At 34.5% G+C, this 22,541-nt stretch carries 18 protein-coding genes and 1 riboswitch; of the genes, 4 read left to right on the top strand and 14 right to left on the bottom strand.

Annotated elements, in window-relative coordinates; translation table 11 throughout:
• Positions 1-138 precede the first annotated feature (138 nt).
• The 3 genes from thpR to D8M03_RS04325 are packed head-to-tail and all read right to left on the bottom strand — an operon-like array spanning position 139 to position 1,417.
• Entirely contained in the window at positions 139-705 is a 567-nt protein-coding gene (gene thpR, locus D8M03_RS04335) for an RNA 2',3'-cyclic phosphodiesterase (RefSeq protein ID WP_121213488.1), read from the bottom strand.
• Between the two features lie 53 nt (positions 706-758).
• Entirely contained in the window at positions 759-1,076 is a 318-nt protein-coding gene (locus D8M03_RS04330; protein ID WP_121213486.1) for a DMT family transporter, read from the bottom strand.
• The gene (locus D8M03_RS04325; RefSeq protein WP_121213484.1) at positions 1,076-1,417 is read right to left on the bottom strand and encodes a DMT family transporter; all 342 of its coding nucleotides are present in this window, start codon (positions 1,415-1,417) and stop codon (positions 1,076-1,078) included. Before D8M03_RS04325 ends, D8M03_RS04330 begins: the two co-directional genes overlap by 1 nt.
• A 53-nt stretch (positions 1,418-1,470) precedes the next feature.
• A riboswitch (guanidine-I (ykkC/yxkD leader) is annotated at positions 1,471-1,563 on the bottom strand.
• Positions 1,564-1,700: 137 nt separating this feature from the next.
• Between D8M03_RS04325 and D8M03_RS04320 the strand changes: the two genes are divergently transcribed.
• Positions 1,701-2,516 carry a S1C family serine protease gene (locus D8M03_RS04320; RefSeq protein ID WP_121213482.1) on the top strand — a complete coding sequence of 272 codons (816 nt, stop codon included), beginning with the start codon at positions 1,701-1,703 and terminating at the stop codon, positions 2,514-2,516.
• 617 nt (positions 2,517-3,133) lie between these two features.
• Here the strand turns inward: D8M03_RS04320 and D8M03_RS17650 are convergent.
• The 5 genes from D8M03_RS17650 to D8M03_RS04300 all read right to left on the bottom strand — a co-directional run bounded on the left by D8M03_RS17650 (position 3,134) and on the right by D8M03_RS04300 (position 9,842).
• A complete protein-coding gene (locus D8M03_RS17650) occupies positions 3,134-3,271 on the bottom strand; it encodes a hypothetical protein (protein WP_170148379.1) in 138 nt (45 codons plus the stop codon).
• A gap of 976 nt (positions 3,272-4,247) precedes the next feature.
• Positions 4,248-5,156 (bottom strand): 1,4-dihydroxy-2-naphthoate polyprenyltransferase, encoded by a 909-nt coding sequence (locus D8M03_RS04315; RefSeq protein ID WP_121213481.1) that lies wholly within the window; start codon positions 5,154-5,156, stop codon positions 4,248-4,250.
• Positions 5,157-5,308: 152 nt separating this feature from the next.
• Positions 5,309-6,184 (bottom strand): GNAT family N-acetyltransferase, encoded by an 876-nt coding sequence (locus tag D8M03_RS04310; RefSeq protein WP_121213479.1) that lies wholly within the window; start codon positions 6,182-6,184, stop codon positions 5,309-5,311.
• 101 nt (positions 6,185-6,285) lie between these two features.
• Positions 6,286-8,115, bottom strand: a complete 1,830-nt coding sequence (locus tag D8M03_RS04305) for an ABC transporter ATP-binding protein (RefSeq protein ID WP_121213477.1) — start codon at positions 8,113-8,115, stop codon at positions 6,286-6,288.
• Entirely contained in the window at positions 8,115-9,842 is a 1,728-nt protein-coding gene (locus tag D8M03_RS04300) for an ABC transporter ATP-binding protein (protein WP_121213475.1), read from the bottom strand. Before D8M03_RS04300 ends, D8M03_RS04305 begins: the two co-directional genes overlap by 1 nt.
• Before the next feature lie 576 nt (positions 9,843-10,418).
• Here D8M03_RS04300 and D8M03_RS04295 point away from each other — a divergent pair.
• Positions 10,419-12,434, top strand: coding sequence for a putative bifunctional diguanylate cyclase/phosphodiesterase (locus D8M03_RS04295; protein WP_121213473.1), 2,016 nt, complete (start codon positions 10,419-10,421; stop codon positions 12,432-12,434).
• 64 nt (positions 12,435-12,498) lie between these two features.
• Here D8M03_RS04295 and D8M03_RS04290 read toward each other — a convergent pair whose 3' ends face one another.
• The gene (locus D8M03_RS04290; protein ID WP_121213471.1) at positions 12,499-12,996 is read right to left on the bottom strand and encodes a threonine/serine exporter family protein; all 498 of its coding nucleotides are present in this window, start codon (positions 12,994-12,996) and stop codon (positions 12,499-12,501) included.
• 12 nt (positions 12,997-13,008) lie between these two features.
• Positions 13,009-13,761, bottom strand: coding sequence for a threonine/serine exporter family protein (locus D8M03_RS04285; RefSeq protein WP_121213469.1), 753 nt, complete (start codon positions 13,759-13,761; stop codon positions 13,009-13,011).
• 133 nt (positions 13,762-13,894) lie between these two features.
• Here D8M03_RS04285 and D8M03_RS17645 point away from each other — a divergent pair, with 133 nt between their 5' ends.
• Positions 13,895-15,316, top strand: a complete 1,422-nt coding sequence (locus D8M03_RS17645) for a polysaccharide deacetylase family protein (RefSeq protein ID WP_170148378.1) — start codon at positions 13,895-13,897, stop codon at positions 15,314-15,316.
• Positions 15,317-15,363: 47 nt separating this feature from the next.
• On the opposite strand, the gene D8M03_RS04275 is transcribed toward D8M03_RS17645, so the two are convergent.
• The 4 genes from D8M03_RS04275 to D8M03_RS04260 form a co-directional block, all read right to left on the bottom strand.
• A complete protein-coding gene (locus D8M03_RS04275; protein WP_121213468.1) occupies positions 15,364-17,502 on the bottom strand; it encodes a beta-propeller domain-containing protein in 2,139 nt (712 codons plus the stop codon).
• 143 nt (positions 17,503-17,645) lie between these two features.
• Positions 17,646-18,836, bottom strand: coding sequence for an acyl-CoA dehydrogenase family protein (locus D8M03_RS04270; RefSeq protein ID WP_121213466.1), 1,191 nt, complete (start codon positions 18,834-18,836; stop codon positions 17,646-17,648).
• 10 nt (positions 18,837-18,846) lie between these two features.
• Entirely contained in the window at positions 18,847-20,016 is a 1,170-nt protein-coding gene (locus D8M03_RS04265) for a saccharopine dehydrogenase family protein (protein WP_121213464.1), read from the bottom strand.
• A gap of 21 nt (positions 20,017-20,037) precedes the next feature.
• Positions 20,038-21,519 (bottom strand): aldehyde dehydrogenase family protein, encoded by a 1,482-nt coding sequence (locus D8M03_RS04260; protein ID WP_121213462.1) that lies wholly within the window; start codon positions 21,517-21,519, stop codon positions 20,038-20,040.
• A 188-nt stretch (positions 21,520-21,707) separates the two neighbouring features.
• Here D8M03_RS04260 and D8M03_RS04255 point away from each other — a divergent pair, with 188 nt between their 5' ends.
• On the top strand, positions 21,708-22,505 hold the full coding sequence (locus tag D8M03_RS04255; RefSeq protein ID WP_121213460.1) for a TIGR00266 family protein: 798 nt from the start codon (positions 21,708-21,710) through the stop codon (positions 22,503-22,505).
• Positions 22,506-22,541 lie beyond the last annotated feature (36 nt).

Genomic DNA, 22,541 nt, shown 5'->3' with positions numbered 1-22,541 from the left:
GTTGTGGCAACGCAGGCATTCTCATTGGATATCACTCCTTTATCTTAATATATAAAATATGAGATAAATTATGTGTCTTCTACACAAAATTTTTTAAAGGCTGTGCAGAAATTTCCTTTCTGTACAGCCCTTTATCTCTTATTTTAATGAAAAAACTGCATATTCTTTATACTTAGGGGATTTATCTAAGTGTGTTTCATATAGCACAACTTCATTCACTTCAAATGAAACTTCCTTACCATCTTCAGAAAGTATTGGGATAAGAGAATTTATATCAAAAGGCTGTTCTCCCTCCCATTTTCTGGCCAATGTAATGTGGGGGCGGAAAGGTTTTTTATCCAATTGAAAACCGACCTCAATACACTGTTGATACACTTGTTTTTGTAAATTATTTAAAATTTGCGATTCATTTACACCAGCCCAAAAAATACGTGGACTTTTCGGTGATCCAAATGTACCTATATTACTTAATGTTAAAGAAAATGGCCCTATATCAGAAATTGCAGAAGACACGGATTGAATCGATTTTATTTTCATTTCTTCCTCAGCAAAACCTAAAAACGCTAATGTGATATGATAATCCGCTTCGTGTACCCAACGCTTAAATGGGAATTTCTCTCTATTTTGCTCAATCCAATTATGTAAAAATGATTTCACATCGTTTGGAAGCTTTACTGCAAAAAAGTAATGATGTTTATCTGCCATTGTTTCACCCCTGTTAAACTTTCTCATTAATATACTTTCCGAACAAAAGTAAACTATCCATCAATTAGTTTTAACCCAATAGCCGAGATTAAAATGATTGAGATAAAAAGAACTCTTTTCAAGTCTTTTGATTCACCATATAAAAACATTCCAACAATGGTACCTCCTACAACCCCAATGCCCGTCCAAATTGCATAAGCTGTCCCCATTGCAATGGTATTCATTGAATATTGAAGAAGAAACAGACTCATACAAAAAGCGAGTATAAATAATACAAGAGGTTTCCAGTTTTTATCTTTACTCAACTGATTCATCATTGCAACACCGAAAGTTTCAAATAGTCCCGCCAAAATCAACGCCATCCATGCCATTAGTTTTCAACCCCTTTTTGCTCGTCTTGATCTGTCACCAGCTTTAGACCAATTACTCCTACTAGTAAAAGTAGAATAAGTAGAATTTTAGCTAATTTAAAAGGTTCGCCAAAGAATAGAATTTCTGATATTACTGCTCCAGCAGTACCTAACCCAACAAAAACTGCATATACCGTCCCTGCTGGTAAAGTTTGGGCAGCTGTTATTAACAAATAGTTCGAAACGATAATCGCGATAATTGTACCCGTCCATGACCAAAAGTCATTCGAATGAGCTAGTCCAATAACCCAAAAGACTTCAAAAACGGCTGCTACAAGTACCTTTATCCAATGTACATTCATTAAATTTACCTCCAATCAAAATAAAAAAGCCTAAAGAGATTACTAATAATAGTATCTCCCAGGCTTTTATCCTTCCGTGTCACAAAACATTTGTGGTTTTCTCTCGGACCAGACCATCTCTATGCGGAACCCTAGAAAACTTTAAATAATATACAATTGAAATTATTATTTCACATCTTTAATTGAAATTCAATATTAGCATAGTAGACTAGTGTGATTTTGTTCCAAATATTCCTTTGGTCCTTTATGATAGAATGAGGAATTACCGTTAGGAGGGGTTGAAATGGAGAATGATCATAAAGATAAGCAAGATCCAATTAGTGAAGAAGAGCTTATCGAATTAGTCCTAGAAGCCCAAAAAGAAGCGCTTGAAAAAGCAAGACAACAAAGATTATCCGGTGTCCAACCTACAAAAAAGAAACCGCCATTTGTCCGTGTGATTGCTTGGGTTATGGCTTTGATGCTAATGGTTAGTACTTTTGCAGTTATTTTTGAGATTTACTCAATTCCTGCAATTGAATTTTTAAAAACATCTGCATCACTTTCATCAAAAGAAGAAATAAAGAACTATAAAAAATCAGTAGTTGAAGTGAAAACGAATAGTGGAAAAGGAACAGGTTTTTCAATTTCAGAGGATGGATATATCGTTACAAATGAACATGTCATTGATGATGCACTTACAATCACCGTAACATTTCCAGATGATGGTCTATATAAAGGCGAGGTTATTGAAAGTTACCCCGATATCGATTTAGCAATATTAAAAGTTGAAGGTACAAACCTCCCCTACCTTTCGTTAGCAGATACATATGAACTTATTAAAAATGAAGCCATTTATTTTATTGGTAACCCATTATACTTCTCTGGCATTGCCAATAAAGGTGAAGTCATTGATTACATTTTACTTAATGATTGGAATGAACAAGTCATTATGTTAGATGCGCCTGTCTATCGTGGTAACAGCGGTAGTCCGGTTATTAATAATGAAGGTCAGGTAATCGGTATTATCTTTGCGACCACAAAGACAGACGATTATGGCCGTGTCGGCTTATTTATACCTATTGATTTGTTGCAACAACGTCTTAATTTATTAAAATAATGTAGTTTATCAGCTTAATAATCACCTACATTTCACCACCCCTTATTGATGAAACATTCAATAAGGGTTTTTTTGTATACTTAGTTGACGATTGTACTTTTGTACAAAAGCAATCACCCTTTTGATAGGTTATGTTTTATTGAAATAAGTTATTGATTCAGAGATTTTTCATAGAGCGTGTATCTATAATTAATAAATAAACAATTAAAGGAGATTTTTATGTAAACTATGTTGACGATATTACTTTTTAGTAATAATAAACCCTTTAATAAGGATATCCTTTATCATCTGGATATCAGATACTTTATTAATAAAGTTATTAGATTTACTAATTTTATTGTGTAAACAGCTTTTAAATTTAACAATTTAGGGTTAATAACACTCTTTTTAGTCAACTTAATTGACATGAAAACTTTCTTTATATAATTATCGCAAATTATTGCTAATTTGCATCAATTTTCAAGTATAATAATTAATTTTTATCAATATTTTTGTTATCTCTATAATCTTTCATATATAAAACTTGTTGGTTATTATTTTTGTCAACCACATTGACATTTTCATATTTTCAAATAACACAAAAAGATCCTGCTACCTCACAGGACCCTAAAATGAAGCTATCTTTTAATCATCATAACGATTGTCCACATAATAATCGAATACTGGAGAGTTTCTAATACCGATCCGTCATACAAAAGAATAAAAGATGCAATATAAATCAAAACAAATATAAACAAAGCTTGTGCTAGTTTCAATATTTCTACCACCTTGTCCCATTGCAGCATTTCATCTAAAAATCCACTATCATCACATCATATTAATTCATCTGCTCTATTATGAGACTCTATTTCTAGCTCATTATTTCATAAATTTACACATCATAGATAACTCTGTTATAATAAGCGCACCTGCAAGATACAAATACCGACAAGTCCAGATATAAATTTACATCGTTTATTTGTTTAGAATACTTTAATCATCAACTTAGTTTACAAAAAAACAGGTAGCCTATATTGTAATTAAAGCGTTTGTATGTTTTTTTGAAAAATATCTTGAATTCATTTATTCTACTCTTATTGGTGACAAACATTTACTTACACTGACAAACTTATTTTTCAAGAATATCAAGTTAGTCAACTTAGTTTACAAAAAACTTTTCTAATCTCTCTATATTCTCAACTGTTGAACAAGATATTGAAAAAAATCACAAATCATTATTACTTTTCGCCATTTATCTTAAAAAATCAACATTTCTATGTCAGTAACAATAACATTTTCGTCAATTAAGTTGACTGAAAAACAATTAATATTATTTGATATTAAGGGAACAATCTCTCTATTTTTAATTTATGTATTTTGAAAAAAGATTTTAAACTATAGTTTTTATTCAATAACAAAATTCGAGGAACTTCACTGCAACAATATAACGAAAATGTCATCTAGGTTGACAAAAATTTATAAGGTGCTATTTACTTTATCAATATCTCATTCTTCTAATGAAAATTACTGGATATATCATTTATTATATCCCGTGATAAATGCACATTACTTATTTCGACATTCATCCGATCATCGTTCTTCACTATATAACCTCTAACTTTTCCATTTTAACTTCTTATATCTACGGTTTAACGTCTGAAAATAATTCGATAATCCAAATAATTTGACTGAAACCTTCTAAACAAAAAAAGAAGGTGCAACATGAGCTGCCCTTCAACTTTTTTTGCAATATTAAATGATATAACTAATAAATAATCCAATAGATAATACAAAACTAAATAAAGTATTTGTGATTGCTGTAGACTTCATTGCCACACGCATATATTGTGGTTCTTTTTCACCTTTTTTAAATCCATTCACTGCAGATATAGGCTTTTTAATTGTTAATAGTACGATAAGTGCCCATGGACTAATACTTCCTATTAATACAAGAACAATAATCCATAAATAAGCAACAATAAACGAAAATGCTAAAACACTCACTGCTTTTTCTCTACCTAAAAGGATTGCAAGGGTTTTACGTCCACCTTTTGTGTCTTCCTCGATATCACGTATGTTGTTTGCCATATTAATAGCACCAACTAGAATCCCAACAGGAATCGAAATTAACACTGCTGTCGTCGATAACGTGTTTGTTTGAATAAAATAGGAGATTAATACAAAGCCTGTCCCCATTAAAGCTCCTGCAAAAAGTTCTCCAAATGGTGTATAAGCAATTGGAATTGGTCCACCTGTATAAAGATAACCTACCGCCATTCCAAATAACCCAATTACCACTAACAACCAACTACTATTCATACAAATGTAGACACCGATAATCATTGCTATTAAATAGAGAAGCAATGCAACCGTAAGTACATTTTTAGGTTTTAAACCATGACGAACGATTCCACCACCAATTCCAACTGAATCGGCAGTATCTAATCCTCGTTTAAAATCATAGTACTCGTTAAACAAATTCGTTGCGATTTGCAATGCTAGACAAGCAAGCATCATTGCAATAAATAACAACCAATCTATTTTGGCTTCAAATAGAGCAATAACAGTTCCTAAAATAACAGGTGCAAAGGTTGCCGTTAATGTATGTGGTCGAGTCATTTTCCACATTAATTTTACTGGACTCAAGTTTTCCTGTTCCATGAATCTATTCAACATCCTTATCTTTAAGTTCACATCTTTACATTATAACAAAAACCATTATTTGCTCAATGAGTAACTTTTGGATTCAGAAAATACCTTAACGAAAATTAAAGACCCAGACCAAAATTGATCTGGGACTTCATAATTTTAACTTAACCATTATATACAAAATAATCTACTTGCATAGACTTAATAAACCCTGCTCTTTCATAAACAGCAAGTGCTCTTTCATTTTCAATTTCTACTTCAAGCATGATTAAATTTTCACCATTTCTCAAAGCAAAGTCTTTTACCCAATTAAGAAGTGCTGTTGCAACACCTTGCCCTTGAAAATCCGGATGAACTGCAAGTGCTGTAATCCATTGGACATCGCCTTCTTTTACAGACGTAACAGTTCCAGCAATTTTATCATCCAATAAAGCAATCCACAAAATTCTACCTTCTGTTGTCGTATTGTAAGAAATCAGTTCTAGTGACTCTTCCATTAAATCACCAAAAGCTTCACCGTAGATTTCAATTAAACGTTCTTTATCAGTTGCTTCAAAGTAAGGTCGAATATATATACGGTCGTTCTCATCGAAAATTTGAGGCTTTGCTTCAAAAGTTGCTTCTGAAAAGCTATAAGTATAGCCGTATTTTTCAACAAATTTTCTTCTATATTTATCATTTTGAATGACTAATGAAAGCTCTCCTTCAGCACCACGTTGATGTAGTCCATCACCTAACACTTTAAGTAAAGCTTCATCAATCCCAATTTCTCTATACATTGGAGCAACTAGAATTGACCACTCATATGTATTCAACCCCATTTGATCCACTGCACTTGATACTCCGACTAACTCGTCCTTATCATCATCATATGCAAGAACAAAAAATCCTCTGACATTTGTATTTTGAGAAATAGGTAAATTTAATAAAACACTATAATTATATTGATCTATTTTACAAGCATCATCACACAAAGCTTTTATTTCTTTGTATGTTTCCGAATCTATTGGAAAGGATGCTGTGATAATTGAAAAGTTCATGTATTACTCTCGCTCCTAAAGCCTATTTTAATATCTTCTAATTTTAGAGGAACACTATCAAGGTAGCAAGGTCAAATCACTAATTACATGTTATTCCCTTATCATAAAATACCAGTTTGTTTTAGCATATTAGCGTAAATTCCATTCCTATTTTGTAATAATTGTTGTTGAGTACCAGATTCAACAATTTGCCCTTCTTTCATTACTAAAACAATGTCCGCATGACGAATCGTATTTAATCGGTGGGCAATGATAAAACTTGTTCTGCCTTTCATTAATACTTCCAACGCCTCTTGTATCTTAATTTCTGTCAAAGTATCGATACTACTTGTCGCCTCATCAAGTAATAATATTTTAGGGTCCGCTACAAGTGCCCGCGCAATTGAAAGTAATTGCTTTTGCCCTTGTGAAATTCCACTACCATCTGCTGTTAAAATGGTGTTATAGCCATTTGGTAGTTTCATAATAAAATCATGGGCATTTGCCTTTTTTGCAGCTTCTTCAATTTCTTCATTTGTAGCAGTTAGCTTACCGTATCGGATATTGTCATAGACACTTGCTTCAAATAAGAAAGAATCTTGCAAAACAAAGGCCATCTGATTGCGCAATGTAGAACGTTTTAAATCCTTTACATTAATTCCATCAAATAAAACCTCTCCACTTTCAACATCGTAAAACCGTGCGATCAATTGCATAATGGTTGTTTTCCCAGCACCTGTTGCCCCTACTAGCGCTACGGTTTGTCCTGGATAAACATGAAAACTAACATTTTTTAAGGTCTGTGTTTCTTCAGCTAATTCATATTTAAAATGTACATTTCGAAATTCCACTTCACCAAGAAGTTGATGAGTGTCAGCTACTTTACCAATATCATCTTCTTTGTCCTCATCCATAATTGAAAATACTCTTTCTACACCAGCAATAGCAGACAATACCGTATTCACTTGGTTAGCTAGATCATTTAATGGTCGAGTAAATTGTCGAGCATATTCAGTAAAAATCACAATCGTTCCAATTGAAACATATCCATTAAATGCTAAAATTCCCCCAATACCTGCCACAATAGCAAAGCTCATATTATTCAATAAGTTCATCACTTTTGGAATATATCCCGAATAAGTAAGCGCCCAGAAACCAGTTCTTTTTAGTTGCTCACTTTTTTCCCGAAATTCTTGCTTAACTCTTTCTTCTTGGGAAAATGCTTTAACAATTCGTTGCCCCGAAATGGTTTCTTCTATCATTCCGTTTAATGCACCCAAAGCAGCTTGTTGCTCTTTGAATAGTTTCCCTGTTCTCTTTGTAATCCAACGTGTAGCAATAAACATTAACGGAATAATTAACATTGTTAACAAAGTTAATATAGGACTTAAATACAGCATGACCACAAACGTACCAGTTAGAGTCAAAATACTAGAAAACACTTGAATAAAGGACGTATTCAATGTTGAACTAACCGTTTCGATATCATTCGTTGCTCGACTCATTAATTCTCCGTGTTGACGTTTATCGAAAAACGAAACAGGTAATCTCAGCAATTGATGAAAAACCCCTGTACGCATTCGATAAATTGTCTGTTGGGCAATACCTATCATCCAATAATTTTGGAAAAACAATGCTAATGCTAATAACAGGTAGATGAAAATTAGCATAATAATCATTGTTGATAAACCATCAAAGTTAAATTTTAGTACGTAGTCATCAATAATATGACCAATTAATAATGGGCCAAGCAATGACATGGTAGAACTAATAATGACAAGACATAACACAACAATAAGTAAAGCGCGTTGTTCATCTACTATTCTCCAAATATTTAGTAGGGTTCTTTTCCAATCACTTGCACGGGGGCCCTTCTTCTTTTTCCCAGATTTCTTTAAGTCTTCTTTCGATAATAATGGTTCATATCCAAAGGGCTTTTGGAAAAAGTTCATTACGATTCACCTACCTGTTCTGCTTGAGATTTTGCTATTTGTCTATATTCTTCACTCATTTGCATTAATTTCTCATGGGTTCCAAAGGCGATAACTTGTCCTTCATTGAGCAATAAAATTTTATCTGCTTCTTTTGCAGTACGCACCTTTTGAGTAACCACAAACATCGTAGCCTGTTCGTCCCTTATATCCTCCCAAAAAGCAGCCTCCGTTTTTATATCTAATGCACTCGTACTATCATCCAATATTAAAATTGGTGGCTTGCGAATTAGTGCCCGGGCTATGGATAATCTTTGTTTTTGTCCTCCCGAAAGATTAACGCCTTTTTGTCCAACCCGAGTTTCGTATTTATTCGGAAGATTTTCTAGTGTGTTATGAATTTGCGCCTTAGTCGTTGCATTTATGATTTCATTTAGTTCTGCATCTTGTTTACCCCAACGAACATTCTCAGATATGGAACCTGTAAAGAGCATCGACTGTTGAGGTACATAACCAAACATAGCTCTCAATCTTTCTAAAGGCCATTCTTTTATGTCTCGACCATTAATGAATATGGTTCCTGATGTGACATCATAGAAACGTGGCAGTAAATCTAATAATGTAGACTTTCCTGACCCTGTTGCTCCCATAATGGCGAGTTTTTCCCCTTCCATTACAGTAAAGGATACATTATTTAATATTTGCCGATCTGAATTTGGATAGTTAAACGAAACTTTGTCAAATTGTATTGACCCTACTTTATGTTCCACCAAGTTGTTTACTTCAAAGGATTTAGTTTCCGTTCCATGTTCTACAATTAATATTTCCTCCATTCGCTCTGCAGAAGCTTTCGCACGAGAAAACGCATTAATAATGAAGGCAAACATTGAAAATGAACCAGTCATACGTAAAGCGTAGTTAACAACTGCAACTAACTCCCCAACTTGAGCATGGCCATTTTTAACATCAATTGCCCCAAACCAAATGGCAATAAGAAGACTTCCATTCATAACAAAAAGTAGCACAGGCATAATGATTTCCATAATTCGTAAAGCTTTTACTGTATCCGTTTTTAAGTGGCCTGCAACTTGTTCGAATCGATTACCTTCATAACTTAAACGCATATAAGCTTTTACTAACCGAATGCCTTGTAAATTTTCCTGTAAAACACGATTAACTTTATCCAATCTTCTTTGAACTTGCGCAAAAGAACGTACGCCTTTTTTCACAATGAAGAATAAAAATAAAAAAGATATTGGTGCACCAATCATTAAAAATAATGCCATTTTTGAATTTACGAAAAACACCATAATTAAGCTTCCGATTACCATAAGTGGTACACGCATCATAATCCGTAAACTCATAAAAAAGACGGTTTGTACTTGTTGTACATCACTTGTTAATCTCGTAATTAATCCTGATGTAGGAAACTTCAAATAAGTTGCCATTGTAAAGGATTGTATTTTACTAAAAAGTGCATTTCTTAAATCAAAAGCAAAACTTTGTGCTGCATGGGCGCTGAAATACGAATTAATAACACCACTTGTAAAGGCTAAAAATGCTAAGCCAAGTAAGGTTAAGCCCCAGATAGCAATGCTATTCATATCGTTCGCCACGATACCGTCATCAATAATTTTCCCAATGATTAGCGGCTGTACAAGCTCTACTGCTAACTCCATTAACATTAAACATAGCGCTATAATTGCTGGTACTTTATACGGTTTTATAAATGAAAATACTGTTCTCACTATCTCACTCCCAATAGATAAACACGCATTATAAACCAACTATACACCTTTTAATATAGAAAACGTGTAGTGAATTGATAGTTATCTTCGTTTACACTTTGTTCATATTTAAAAACTAAATTGTAATTTTCTGCCTATACCCATACAACTAATCGTTTTATTCCATTGAAAACATAGATAGAAATGATAACTTTAAGCAAGAATATATTACATTTATTTTTTCTGATTATAACACCGTATGTAACTATCTTTTATCGTTAAGAATCAAAGCTTTAATACGATACATATATACTTAAAATTTCCAATTTCCTCTTTCGAACAAATAGTTCTATAGACCCTATAATCACAATATAAGACTTACTAATAATATCCTCCTCCATCCTATACCCAATTCACCCCCCATTCTAAAATCGTATTTTAAAATGACATTTATTTAACAATTTAGGAACACTCTCAGTACTTTAGTACCTCATTCAATTATTATCAAAATCTTAATAATAGATAGATAATGACTATTCGCTACAATAACTTTATAATAATAGTATGAATATACGATTTTTAAGGAGAAGGTTAGTTATGAGCCGTGAAAATACATCTTATAAAATTAGTAAAGAAATAGTAACATTTGCTCCCTTCCCGACTTTTGTACTAAATACACAAGGAATAGTAACTGTTTCAAACGATCTATGCACTAAATATTTCGGTTATTCTAATAATGAATTCGCAAAAGATTATCTGAACAATAGTTTATTATCATCCTTACCTGAAGAATCATGGAATCGAATATTACTTGGAAAAGAACAACTTCGTTTTGAACAAGTTCAATTGGTAACAAGTGACGATACATTTATGATGGCTACGTTAATTACAACACCATGTGAATTAGAAAATGAATCCTCTATTTTAGTCACATGCTTACTAGATGAAATGATGACTCGTGCAGATGATACATCACAGGAGTTAATAGATTTAAAAAATGGCCTTCTTTCAACTTTTATGGTAGTCAACTTGGATGCAGAAGGATTTATTACACATGGTAACCAAGCCTTTTTAAAAACAAGTCATTGGACACCTAAACGCATAATAGGAAAAACGTTTTGGCAACTCTTTCCCGAGACAGCTGAAAGTGCTGAAATCGTTGAAACTATTTGGCAGACAATAAATTCAGGAGAAATATGGGAAGGCGAAGTCGAAAAGATTACAAAGGATGGTCTATTGTATTGGGTCCATTTAACAGCAATCCCCACTTATTCTCATATAGAGCAAAATTACCGTTACATTTTAATCGAAAAAGATATAACAAATGAAAAGAAATTAACATTACAGTTGGAAAAAATCGCATATATTGATACAGAAACAGGACTTATGAATGTTCACCGTCTTGAAAATATCGTGACGGATATGATTGAAGAAGGTCGTCATTTCTTATTTGTTTATCTGAGTATCGATAAATTTTATACATTGCGAGAACTCCATAGTAATCAATTAGATCATAATTTAATTGTTGAGTTTACAAAACGTATGAAAATTTATTTCCAAGACAGTTTAATGGCTCGCATTAATGAAAATGACTTTGTAGTGATTACTCCTTTAGGCGAATGGTTTATTCAAGGGTTCTTAACATACCTAAAGCAAAACCCTATTTATATTGGAAATATGGCAGTCCCTATTTCTATTAGTGGCGGTATTACTCATTCACCACAAGATCAATCGAACTTTGCCCAATTAATGAAAGCATCCCTTGCAACAATAGCAAACGTCCGTGAAGCCGGTGGAGACAGTATACTTTCACTATCAAGCGAAACACATAAAGCTTTAAATCGTCGTTCTGTAATTGAGAAACGATTATTACTTGCACTTGATCAGAAAAATCTTAAAGTACTTTACCAACCACAAGTGGATCTTCAAACTGGAGATATTATCGCTGTAGAAGCCCTTGTTCGTTGGGAAGATGAAGAAGTTGGCGTAGTATCTCCAGATGAATTAATCCCGATTGCAGAGGAGTCAGGTTTAATTAATAATATTGGTTCCTTTGTAATTGAAGAAGCTTGTAAGCAAGCTGCTAAATGGAAAAATGAGGGGTTAAATTTAAAGGTAAGTATTAACCTATCTGTTCGCGAATTCCGTGATAAAAACATGGCAAAGTCAATATTAAACACTTTGGAGAAAACAGGTTGTCCTGCAAATTTAATTCAAATTGAAATTACTGAAAAGTTTGCATTAGAAGCTGAGGCTGAAACATCCATCATTAATCAAATGCGTAAACTTGAAAATGCAGGAATTGTATTTGTACTAGACGATTTTGGAACTGGTTATGCCTCATTCCGTTATATGCAGCTCTTACCAATAAGTATTTTAAAAATTGACCAAGCCTTTATTGGTTCCTTGTTACAATCTGAGAAGACACAACGATTAATTAACGGGATGGTTCAGTTTGGTAAATCTATGAACTTAATTGTTTTAGCAGAAGGCGTTGAAACAATTGAACAAAGAAATTTACTAGAACAATATGGTTGCGATGCGATACAAGGCTTCCTAATTAGTAAACCTATTACTGAATTAGAAGTAAGCAATCTTGTAGCTACGGTTTAAAAATATACTTTGCTAGGGCTCAATATGCGCTAAACCTTACTCCATTATTAAAGGGACATCTCAATTATAGATGTCCCCCTTTTTCTCTTCGTTTAGCCCTTGCGTAAGTTTGCATTGACGTTTTCCCTTTATTAAACATACGCATTACTAATTGAATAATTACCTCAGCAAAAACGAGTCCCATTGCAATTGCGCCTGAAATCATAAAAGCACGCATACCATTTTGAATACCTAGGTTATAGTCTAGTTCTACTATATTTCGCATAGTATTATAAGCGATACCCCCTGGAACGAGAGGTATAATTCCTGATACGTTAAAAATTATCATAGGCATTTTAAATCGACGAGCAAAAACCTGAGCAACAATTGCAACAATAAATGCTCCTATAAAAGATGATTGCACTTCTGTTGTTACCCCATAGTCCATTAGAACGTAGTATACTATCCACCCTATTGACCCTACTAATCCACAATAAGGAATCGCCTTTGTAGGTGCGTTGAAAATCACACCAAAACATGCTGTGAAAATAAAACTAAATAATAATTGTAGAAAGATTTCCATTGCAACGTCTCCTTAAAATGCTACCACAATCGCAATACCCGAACCGATTGCAAATGCAGTCAGAAATGCCTCAGTACCTTTTGCAATACCCGCTGTAAAATGGCCAGCCATCAAGTCTCGTACTGCGTTTGTAATTAATACCCCTGGAACAAGTGGCATTACACTACCGACAATGATTTTATCCATTTCACTTCCTAAATCAAAATGAACAGCTAATGAGGCGATGAATCCTACTACGAGGGAGGCAAAGAATTCTGAGAAAAACTTAACTTTTGTCATATCCTGAATAATTATTACTACAAAGTATCCTACCCCACCCGCGACAAAAGCTGCAGGTATATCTGACCACAATCCATTAAATAAAACCATAAAACAACTACTTGCAATCGCCGCGGCTAAAATTTGAAGATGGACGGGTAAAAAATAATTTGTTTTTTGTATCTTTCGCAACTCGTCATATGCTTCTTCTAATGTTATTATTTTACTTGAGAGCTTACGAGAAACACTATTCACTTTGGCTATTTTGTGTAAATCAGTAATTCTAGTCGAAATGGAAGTTATTTTCGTAATCTGCCTTCTTCCCAGCGATAGGATAATTCCTGTTGGTGTTACATAACTTTGTGCATCCTCGATTGATTGGGAGCGTGCCATTCGGAGCATTGTATCTTCTACTCGATATGTTTCCGCACCGCTTTCCATCATAATTTTGCCCGCTAGCAAAAACGTATCGAGAGCCATTTCATAATTCTGTTCTTTAGTTTCCATTGCGTGTGTTAATCTCCTTTTTTCTCCATGCTCATATTATCGAACAGAAACGTAAATCTCATTACATACTTTTCTCAATTTTAATTAAGTGTAGGAATTCTGACAACAATAAAACAAAAGGAGTGTAGTTTCGTTGAATAACGATCGTCAAAAAAAGCATCGTTCGTGGGTAGATTATGTATTGGTTAGCTCAATCTTCACACTCACGGTTTTAATTGGAATATTTATTTTTACAAACGGAGATTCAAAGTTTCAGAGTTCCATTTCTGCCAAGACAAAAGGTGAAATCGTTAATGATACACAAAAGTTATTATCAGAAACTAAATCTGAATTTGAAGATATTCAAATTGTGACAGAGACTTCTGAAGATCCTACAATGCCTTATACTCTTTACTATCCAAAAACGAAATTCGAACAAGTAAATAAAGAGATTTCACAATACATAACTAAATCAAAGGAAAATTATTTTAATGCCGTTCGACTTTATAAAAATGCTCATCCGGATAAAGATGTCGTAGGTAAATATCAGTTATTTTTAGACATTCACGAACATAATAACAGCTACTATTCTATTGTTTTTAAAAATAAATTAACAGTCGATCAAGCTAACTATGACATTTCATATCAAACTTATATTTTCAATAACCATTCAGGTGAGCTTGTTAGCACTTATCAATTATTCAATCAGAAAACTGAGAATTTAGAAGTTTTTTCAAAGTACGTGAAAAATCAACTTACTAAAAACTTAGGCAAGAACGTTTATACAGATAAACTGGATAGTAGTACTGCTCCTTATTGGAAAAACTATAAACGTTTAGCTATTATTAATGACCGTTTGGTTGTTTACTATAATAGTGGAGAAATTGCTGATCCTTCAGCCGGCACTCCAACGGTTATCGTTCCTATGTCTTATTTAAATCCAATATTGGCAGATTCCTTTAGAACAAGTGCGATAAGTAAAGAAACTATCATACCTGTTAAACCAACTGGAACAGGTAAACGTGTTGCTTTAACATTTGATGATGGTCCACATGAGAAAGTTACAAGACAAATCTTAAAAACATTGAACAAGTACGATGCAAAAGCTACGTTCTTTATGGTAGGGCGTCGTGTTCCAAACAATACAAAACTAGTAAAAGATATCTATAATAGTGGTCATGAAATTGGCAATCATACATGGAATCATCCAAAACTGACTAGCCTGACTTCAAAACAAGTAATGTCACAACTTGATTCAACGGACGATGCCATTTATAAAGCAATAGGTCAATATCCAACGGTTTTCCGTCCTCCATATGGGGCTAAAAACAAACGAGTAACCGATTTAATCGATGTCCCTGTTGTCATGTGGACAATTGATACGTTGGATTGGAAACACCGAAATGCCAATAAATTACTTCCAATGGTGAAGAACAACTTACACAACAACGCAATCATTTTAATGCATGATATTCATCAATCTACAGCAGATGGATTAGATAGTGTGTTAGCCTACTTACAAAAAGAAGGATATGAATGTGTAACAGTTAGTGAAATTCTTGCTAGCCAGAAGTAAGCTAAAAAGCCGAATTGCAAGTGTTAATCTTGCAATTCGGCTTCTTTTTATTTTATCTTTACATTCCCCAGTTTCTTAAAGCTCTTCAAATCATAACTGTTTACTTCTTTTGGAGAGATTGTGTATAAAGCTCCCTCTATATAAAGTAAGCGTGTAATCATTGAATTGTAGTCTTCATATTGCTCATCTTTTTGTGCATTTTTAATGAGATTTCCTTTTAATTGAATCCCTTTTTCTGCTGTAATCTCATAGATTAGTGCCCCTGTTCCTTTATAAGCAACTTCATACTCACCTTTTGCTTCATAAAGTGTTACAGGGAATCCGTAATAATTTAAGTTAGCATTTCTAAATAATGCTTTGTGGTTATATTGGATATCTGAATACGTACCACGACCGCCAATTACAACGCTATCTTGCTCTTTTGGATTGGAGAAGTCACTTACATCAAATAATGACACTTTCATTCCAGGAGTTGTTACGATTGGTTTCTTTGAAAAACTATCAACTCTCGACTCCGTTTCATAGCCAAATCCTATTAAATGATTTTCATCTAATGGATGTAGATAATTACTGAAGCCAGGGATTTTTAGCTCCCCTAACACTTTAGGGTTTTCTGGATTTTCTAAATCAATAACAAATAGTGGATCAATTTGCTTAAAGGTAACGATATACGCTTTCTCGCCCATGAAACGGACAGAATAGATTTTCTCTCCTTTTGCTAAATCCTTTACTTCTCCAACTTTCTTCAACTGGTCGTTAAATATGAACAAATGATTTTTAGAAGTTTGTTCACCTGCCCCCCAACTATTACCTTCAGTTACTGCAACTCGGAAATAGCCATTATGTTCATCCATTGAAAATTGATTAAGGATACTTCCATTAATTGTTGTTGTAGCTGCTAACTTCACATCCATCCCATTAATATCAAATTTATAGATGTCTGTGTCAGTAGCCATTGGAAGTATCATCATATCTGTTGCTATCATTTTTGAAGATTTGAAAGTTGTTGCTGGTAAATAATTGAATGCTGTTAAGTACAACGCTTCTTTCGACATATAAAGGGTTGAACTTCCCCCTAAAAATCCTTTTGTTTTCACTTCACTTTTTTCGAAATTCTTTACATCTATTGCAGATATAATCGTATAACTTGGTTCCATTGAGCCTGGTAAAATGGATAACTGTTTTATATCCATTGGTTGAACGGATTCACTTTCCGCACTATCGTATACGTACGGTCGTAGTTCAACATCCTCTTTCTCCGTAATAATCCAATAATCAGGTGTTTTATTTGTAACGATATACAAAATGCCATCAGTCAAACGAACCCCATTCATGTATCCATCTTGGGCTACTTCCCTTACTAATTTTGGATTACTTGCATCTTTCACATTATAAAATGCCGCTTTTGTCATGCTAATTCCTGAAATATAATCCTCTTTTTTCATTTCGAGATATTGATCAATAATAACGATTAATGTATCTTCTTTAATCATTAATTGGGTAGGATAACTGTTCTTCTCTAATGAAATTTTATTAACTACTTTTAATGATTTTGGATTATTAGCATCCGTAATAACAATTTCGTTTTCAATGATTGAATAAATATATCGGCCGTCTGTTACAACAATGTCTCCTTCTTCGATATCTTCAACTTGATTATTCGTTGTGGAGTGGGACGTGCCTCCACTTCCTCTATCTGCAGCTACATTAGCGCTTTCTTCAGCTATTGTCATTTCAGTTTTTTCTAAATTTCGTTTTTCCCGAGATAAGGCTACTTTAAAGAAATTTTCAAGATCTTTCATTGATTGAATTTGTTCTATTTCTTCAATTACTGTAAACTCAATTTTCTGCTTTTTTGCCTTTGTTTTTGACTCCTCAAATGCATTTTTCTCTACAAGCAAGACATATTTTCCTGGTTTTGTATTAGCAATTGAAATCGATTTTCTATTTTCATGTAATAATATTGTGGCTTCTACTCGATGACCTTGATTATCTTCTAAATACACATCCCCCTTATTCACACTGTCTTGTTTTAGTGATTCTGAAAAATGAACGATGTATGGTTGATTAACAAGAACTGTGGATGCCGCATTTACTTCTATCTTCTTTCCAAATAACATTAGAGAACTTGCTACTAAAATAACGATCAGTAGAAAAATTACCCCTGCATAATGCCTGCCATTCATAATTCTTCGCTCCTTTTAACCTTCTTTAATGGATTAGACTTGGCAATCATTATTTCGTTTCAATTTTTCAAAAAATTTTTCTACATTCTTATAATATAAAAAACGTGGAGAACCCCCTATTCTCCACGTTTATCATTTCTCCCTTATTCGAATGGCCATTTAGGTAACATTTTCGATAATGGTTTATCTTGACGTTTACCCAATACATAATCTGCCTGCATGATTGTGTGAATTTCACGAGTACCTTCATATATGACAGGTGCTTTTGAATTTCTTAAATAGCGCGCAACAGGATATTCATCTGAGTAACCATAAGCACCATGGATTTGTACAGCATCATCTGCTGCCTTGTTTGCAAAATCACATGCTTGCCATTTGGCTAACGATGTTTCGCGTGTATTTCGAACCCCTTTGTTTTTTAATTCTCCCACGCGATAAACAAGTAGCCTACTCATATGATAGCCTGCTTCCATTTTAGCTAGCATTTGTCCTACAAGCTGATGATCCCCAATCGCTTTCCCAAATGTTTTGCGTTCTTTACAATACTTCACACTTGCTTCAAGACATGCTTGAATTAAGCCTACTGCACCAGCAGCCACAGTAAATCGACCATTATCTAAAGCAGACATGGCAATTTTGAAGCCTTCTCCCTCTTCCCCAAGACGGTTTTCCACTGGTATTTTCACATCATCGAAAAATAATTCACCTGTATTTCCTGCACGGATACCGTACTTTCCTTTTATCGCCTTAGACGAGAAACCAGGCATTGTTCTTTCAACGATAAAAGCAGTTATTCCATGGTGCTTTTTCGACTTATCCGTATAAGCAAAGACAATAAAGTGATCTGCTACATCACATAAAGAGATCCACGTTTTCTGTCCATTTAAAATATAGACATCACCTTCACGTTTTGCATAGGAATCAATAGCTGCCACATCAGAACCTGCCCCTGGTTCAGTTAACCCAAAGGCACCAATTTTCTCACCGCGCGCTTGTGGTATTAAATATTTCTGCTTTTGAGCCTCTGTTCCCCATTGCAATAATGTCATAGAGTTTAACCCAGTATGCACAGAAACTGCAGTTCGAAAAGCAGTATCCCCGCGTTCAAGCTCTTCACAGACTATAGCTAAACTATTATAGTCCATACCTGCTCCACCGTACTTTTCGGGAATACAAACCCCCATTAAGCCTAATGATGCTAATCGTTTCCAAATGGTAGGATCAAACCCACCTTCAGCATCCCACTTTGCAATATGAGGCATTATTTCTGCATCAACAAATTGACGAACTGTTTTTCGCAAAAGCTGTTGTTCTTCTGAGAAATCAAAGTTCATATGCATCACCTTACCATTTCACAATTGATGAACGGTGAGATGTTTCTTTTATTACGACATTACGATTTGCCATTTTATCTATATATTCTTTTCCTGGTACAACTGTTTCTGGAGGGAAGACTCCTCTTTCCGTAATCGTACCACTTCCAAGCATGACTGCTACTGCTGCAATTGTACACGCTGTTGCACGTGCCATCGCTGTCATTGAAGATGTATCTTCTCGTTTTATATTCATTTCATATTCATAAGTGACTTGCTCACCAGATTTTTCACCTGAAACAATTACTCGAAGTAAAACAGCATCTTGTTTATTGCCTAAGTATAATTTTTTCTTTAATGCTTCTCGTACGACATCTCGTACTTTTACTTCATTACCATCAACTTCAACTTTATTTTCTTTATCAAAGAAACCTAAATCAGCAAGCAGTTTAAACTTTTCAGCATGCCCTTTATAGCGAATTGTTTTATATTCTAACGTTTTTACATTAGGGAATGTTTTGTAGAGAGTAGAAATTCCACCAGACGTGTAAAACGCCTCCAACACTCCAAACTCATTGAAGTAAATTGGCTCAACACCAGAAAGTGAATTAACTTCTTTTAATTTTCCATCCTGAATTACCTTTGATGGTTCAGTATAATGGTCAAACACACCTTCTAATGAGAATACTCGAGTATAGTTAAGCGGTGGTTCTGGTTTTGTAGGAATACCACCAACATAAAGCTTGATCGACTCAACTGAATCTAATTTTGAAGCACCATATCCTGCAAGTATATTAACCATCCCTGGTGCTACTCCTAGGTCAGGAATGATCGTAATACCTTTTTCCTTTGCGGCTTCATGCAATGTTAGAACTTCTTCTGTTACGTCTCCAATATGGCCTCCTAAATCGACAGAATGAACGCCTATTTCAATTGCTGCCTTTGCAACCTTTTTATTAAATTCATAGAAAAGAGCATTTACTGTTACGTCCCCTCTTGCCATAACATTTTTTAATTCCTCATCATTATTAGCATCAAGTTTAACCACTTCTACTTTTTGTGTATTTAAGGAATCAACAAATGCTTGTGCCGTATCAGTATCTAAATCTGCTAGATAGATTTTTTCTACTTTGTCGCTAGCCGTTAAGTCACGTGCTACCTCTTTCCCCATTAAACCAGCACCTAAAACTACAACTTTCATCACACACATCCCCTTTTATGTTTAGTTTTCTGTATCGATTTGTGCTCTTTGCAACCTACCACTATAATCGACGTAAATGCTTTTCCACTCTGTATATACATCTAGAGCAGCTTGACCTGAATCTCGATGGCCATTGCCTGTACCTTTTGTCCCCCCAAAAGGTAAATGGATTTCAGCTCCTGTTGTTCCTGCATTTACATAAACGATACCCGTATCTAAATCTCTTTGGGCTTTAAATATTTTATTAACATCTTGTGAGAAGATAGAACTTGATAAGCCGAATTTGACACTGTTGTTTACTTCAATTGCCTCCTCTAAACTAGCAACTTCAATAATACTCACAACTGGTCCAAAAATTTCTTCTTGTGCAATGATCATTTCATTTTTTACATTTGTAAAAATGGTAGGTTCAAAATAATACCCTTTATCAAAAGGTGGTGACGTTAAAGCTTTCCCACCAGCTAGTAAAGTAGCACCTTCTTTTTTACCAATCTGTACATAATGATTAATTTTCTCTAATGCTGCTTTATTAATTACCGGCCCCACCTTTACCGTAGGGTCAAGACCATCACCAATTGTTAAACTACTTAAAGCTGAAACAAGCATTTCTTCTAATTCATTTTTCACGTCTTTGTGAACAATAACGCGACTACATGCTGTACAGCGTTGTCCAGCTGTACCGAAAGCACTCCAAATTATTCCTTCCACAGCAAGATTTAAATCTGCATCATCCATAACGATAACCGCATTTTTACCGCCCATTTCAAGGGAAACTTTTTTCAAATGCTTACCACCTAGTTCAGCAACCTTGCTTCCCGTAGCGTTTGACCCCGTAAATGATATTACCTTTATATCTGGATGCTCTACCATTGCAGATCCAACATTAGGCCCAGTTCCAAACACAATATTGGCTACCCCATCAGGTAATCCTACTTCTTCAAATATTTTAGCCATCTCATAAGCCATTAAAGGAGTTTCTATAGAAGGTTTCCATACAACTGTGTTGCCAGCGACAATTGCAGGGAACGATTTCCAAGTTGCAATAGCAATTGGGAAATTCCAAGGCGTAATTAAACCAACTACCCCAATTGGTGCTCTAACACTCATTGCGAATTTATCTGCTAGTTCAGAAGGTGTTGTTTCCCCAAACAACCTTCTTCCTTCACCAGCCATATAAAATGCCATATCGATACCTTCTTGAACTTCTCCTCGAGCTTCCTCAATGACCTTACCCATTTCTTTTGTTAAAATTTGAGCAAGATGTTCTTTCTTTTCTTTTAATTTAAAGCCAATTTCATATAGAAATTCCGCTCGCTTTGGTGCAGGAACGAGAGCCCACTTTTTTTGTGCCTTTTTTGCTGCTTCTACCGCTTTGTCCACCTCATGTTTTGTTGAAAGTGGCACTGTTGCAAGATGCTCACCATTTGCCGGATTGATAACTGGAATATATTGAAGGCCATCAATCTCTATCCATTTACCGTCGATATAATTTTTTAGTTGCATAACACCCTCCTCATCCCAATCGAAATTGCGATAATATTGTATTAATATTCGACATTTTCTATTTAAATCCCTTTTTTTCTAAAAATTATTATTCTATAAAGATTATATGAATATGAATCTTTTTTTAGAGGTAAATCGTAATTTGAAATGGTATATATATATTAGTAACTTTAGGAGGTTATACCATAATGAACAATCATGAAATTGATTACAAATTGTATGGAGATGACATGCAATTTGTAGAGGTAGAGTTAGATCCAGGAGAAACAGTCATTGCTGAAGCTGGAAGTTTAATGATGATGGACGATTCAATTCGAATGGAAACAATTTTTGGGGATGGATCAAAAGGACATGGTAGCGGTCTAATGGGTAAACTAATGGGTGCTGGAAAACGTTTAATTACCGGCGAAAGTTTATTCATGACGACTTTCACTAATGAAGGTTCAGGAAAAAAGCATGTTTACTTCGCTTCCCCATATCCAGGAAGTATCATTCCTATGGATTTAAGCCAATATGGCGGGAAAATTATCTGTCAAAAGGATGCATTTTTAGCTGCTGCTAAAGGTGTTTCTGTTGGGGTAGAGTTCCAACGCAAAGTTGGTGTTGGTTTCTTCGGTGGAGAAGGTTTCATTATGCAAAAACTTGAAGGTGACGGTATGGCCTTCGTTCATGCTGGTGGTGCGATTCACCGTGTAGATTTACAACCAGGGCAAAAATTACTTGTAGATACTGGATGTTTAGTTGCGATGACTCAAGATGTAGATTATGATATTGAAACTGTTGGTGGCATTAAAACTGCTCTATTCGGTGGAGAAGGTATTTTCCTTGCTTCATTAAGAGGCCCAGGTACTGTTTGGATTCAATCATTACCATTTAGCCGTTTAGCAAGTCGCGTATTTGCTGCTGCTCCTGTGAAACAAGGCGGAGGCGGTAAAAATGCTGGAGAAGGCGGCATTGGTGGTTTATTTAATCTGTTTAACGACTAACAAAAAAGTGGAAGACCTAAGTCAATTAGGTCTCCC

Source organism: Ureibacillus endophyticus, assembly GCF_003628435.1.
Classification (GTDB): Bacteria; Bacillota; Bacilli; order Bacillales_A; family Planococcaceae; genus Ureibacillus; species Ureibacillus endophyticus.
Note: the sequence above shows the minus strand (reverse complement) of the source record. Positions and strands in the feature narration are given on the sequence as shown.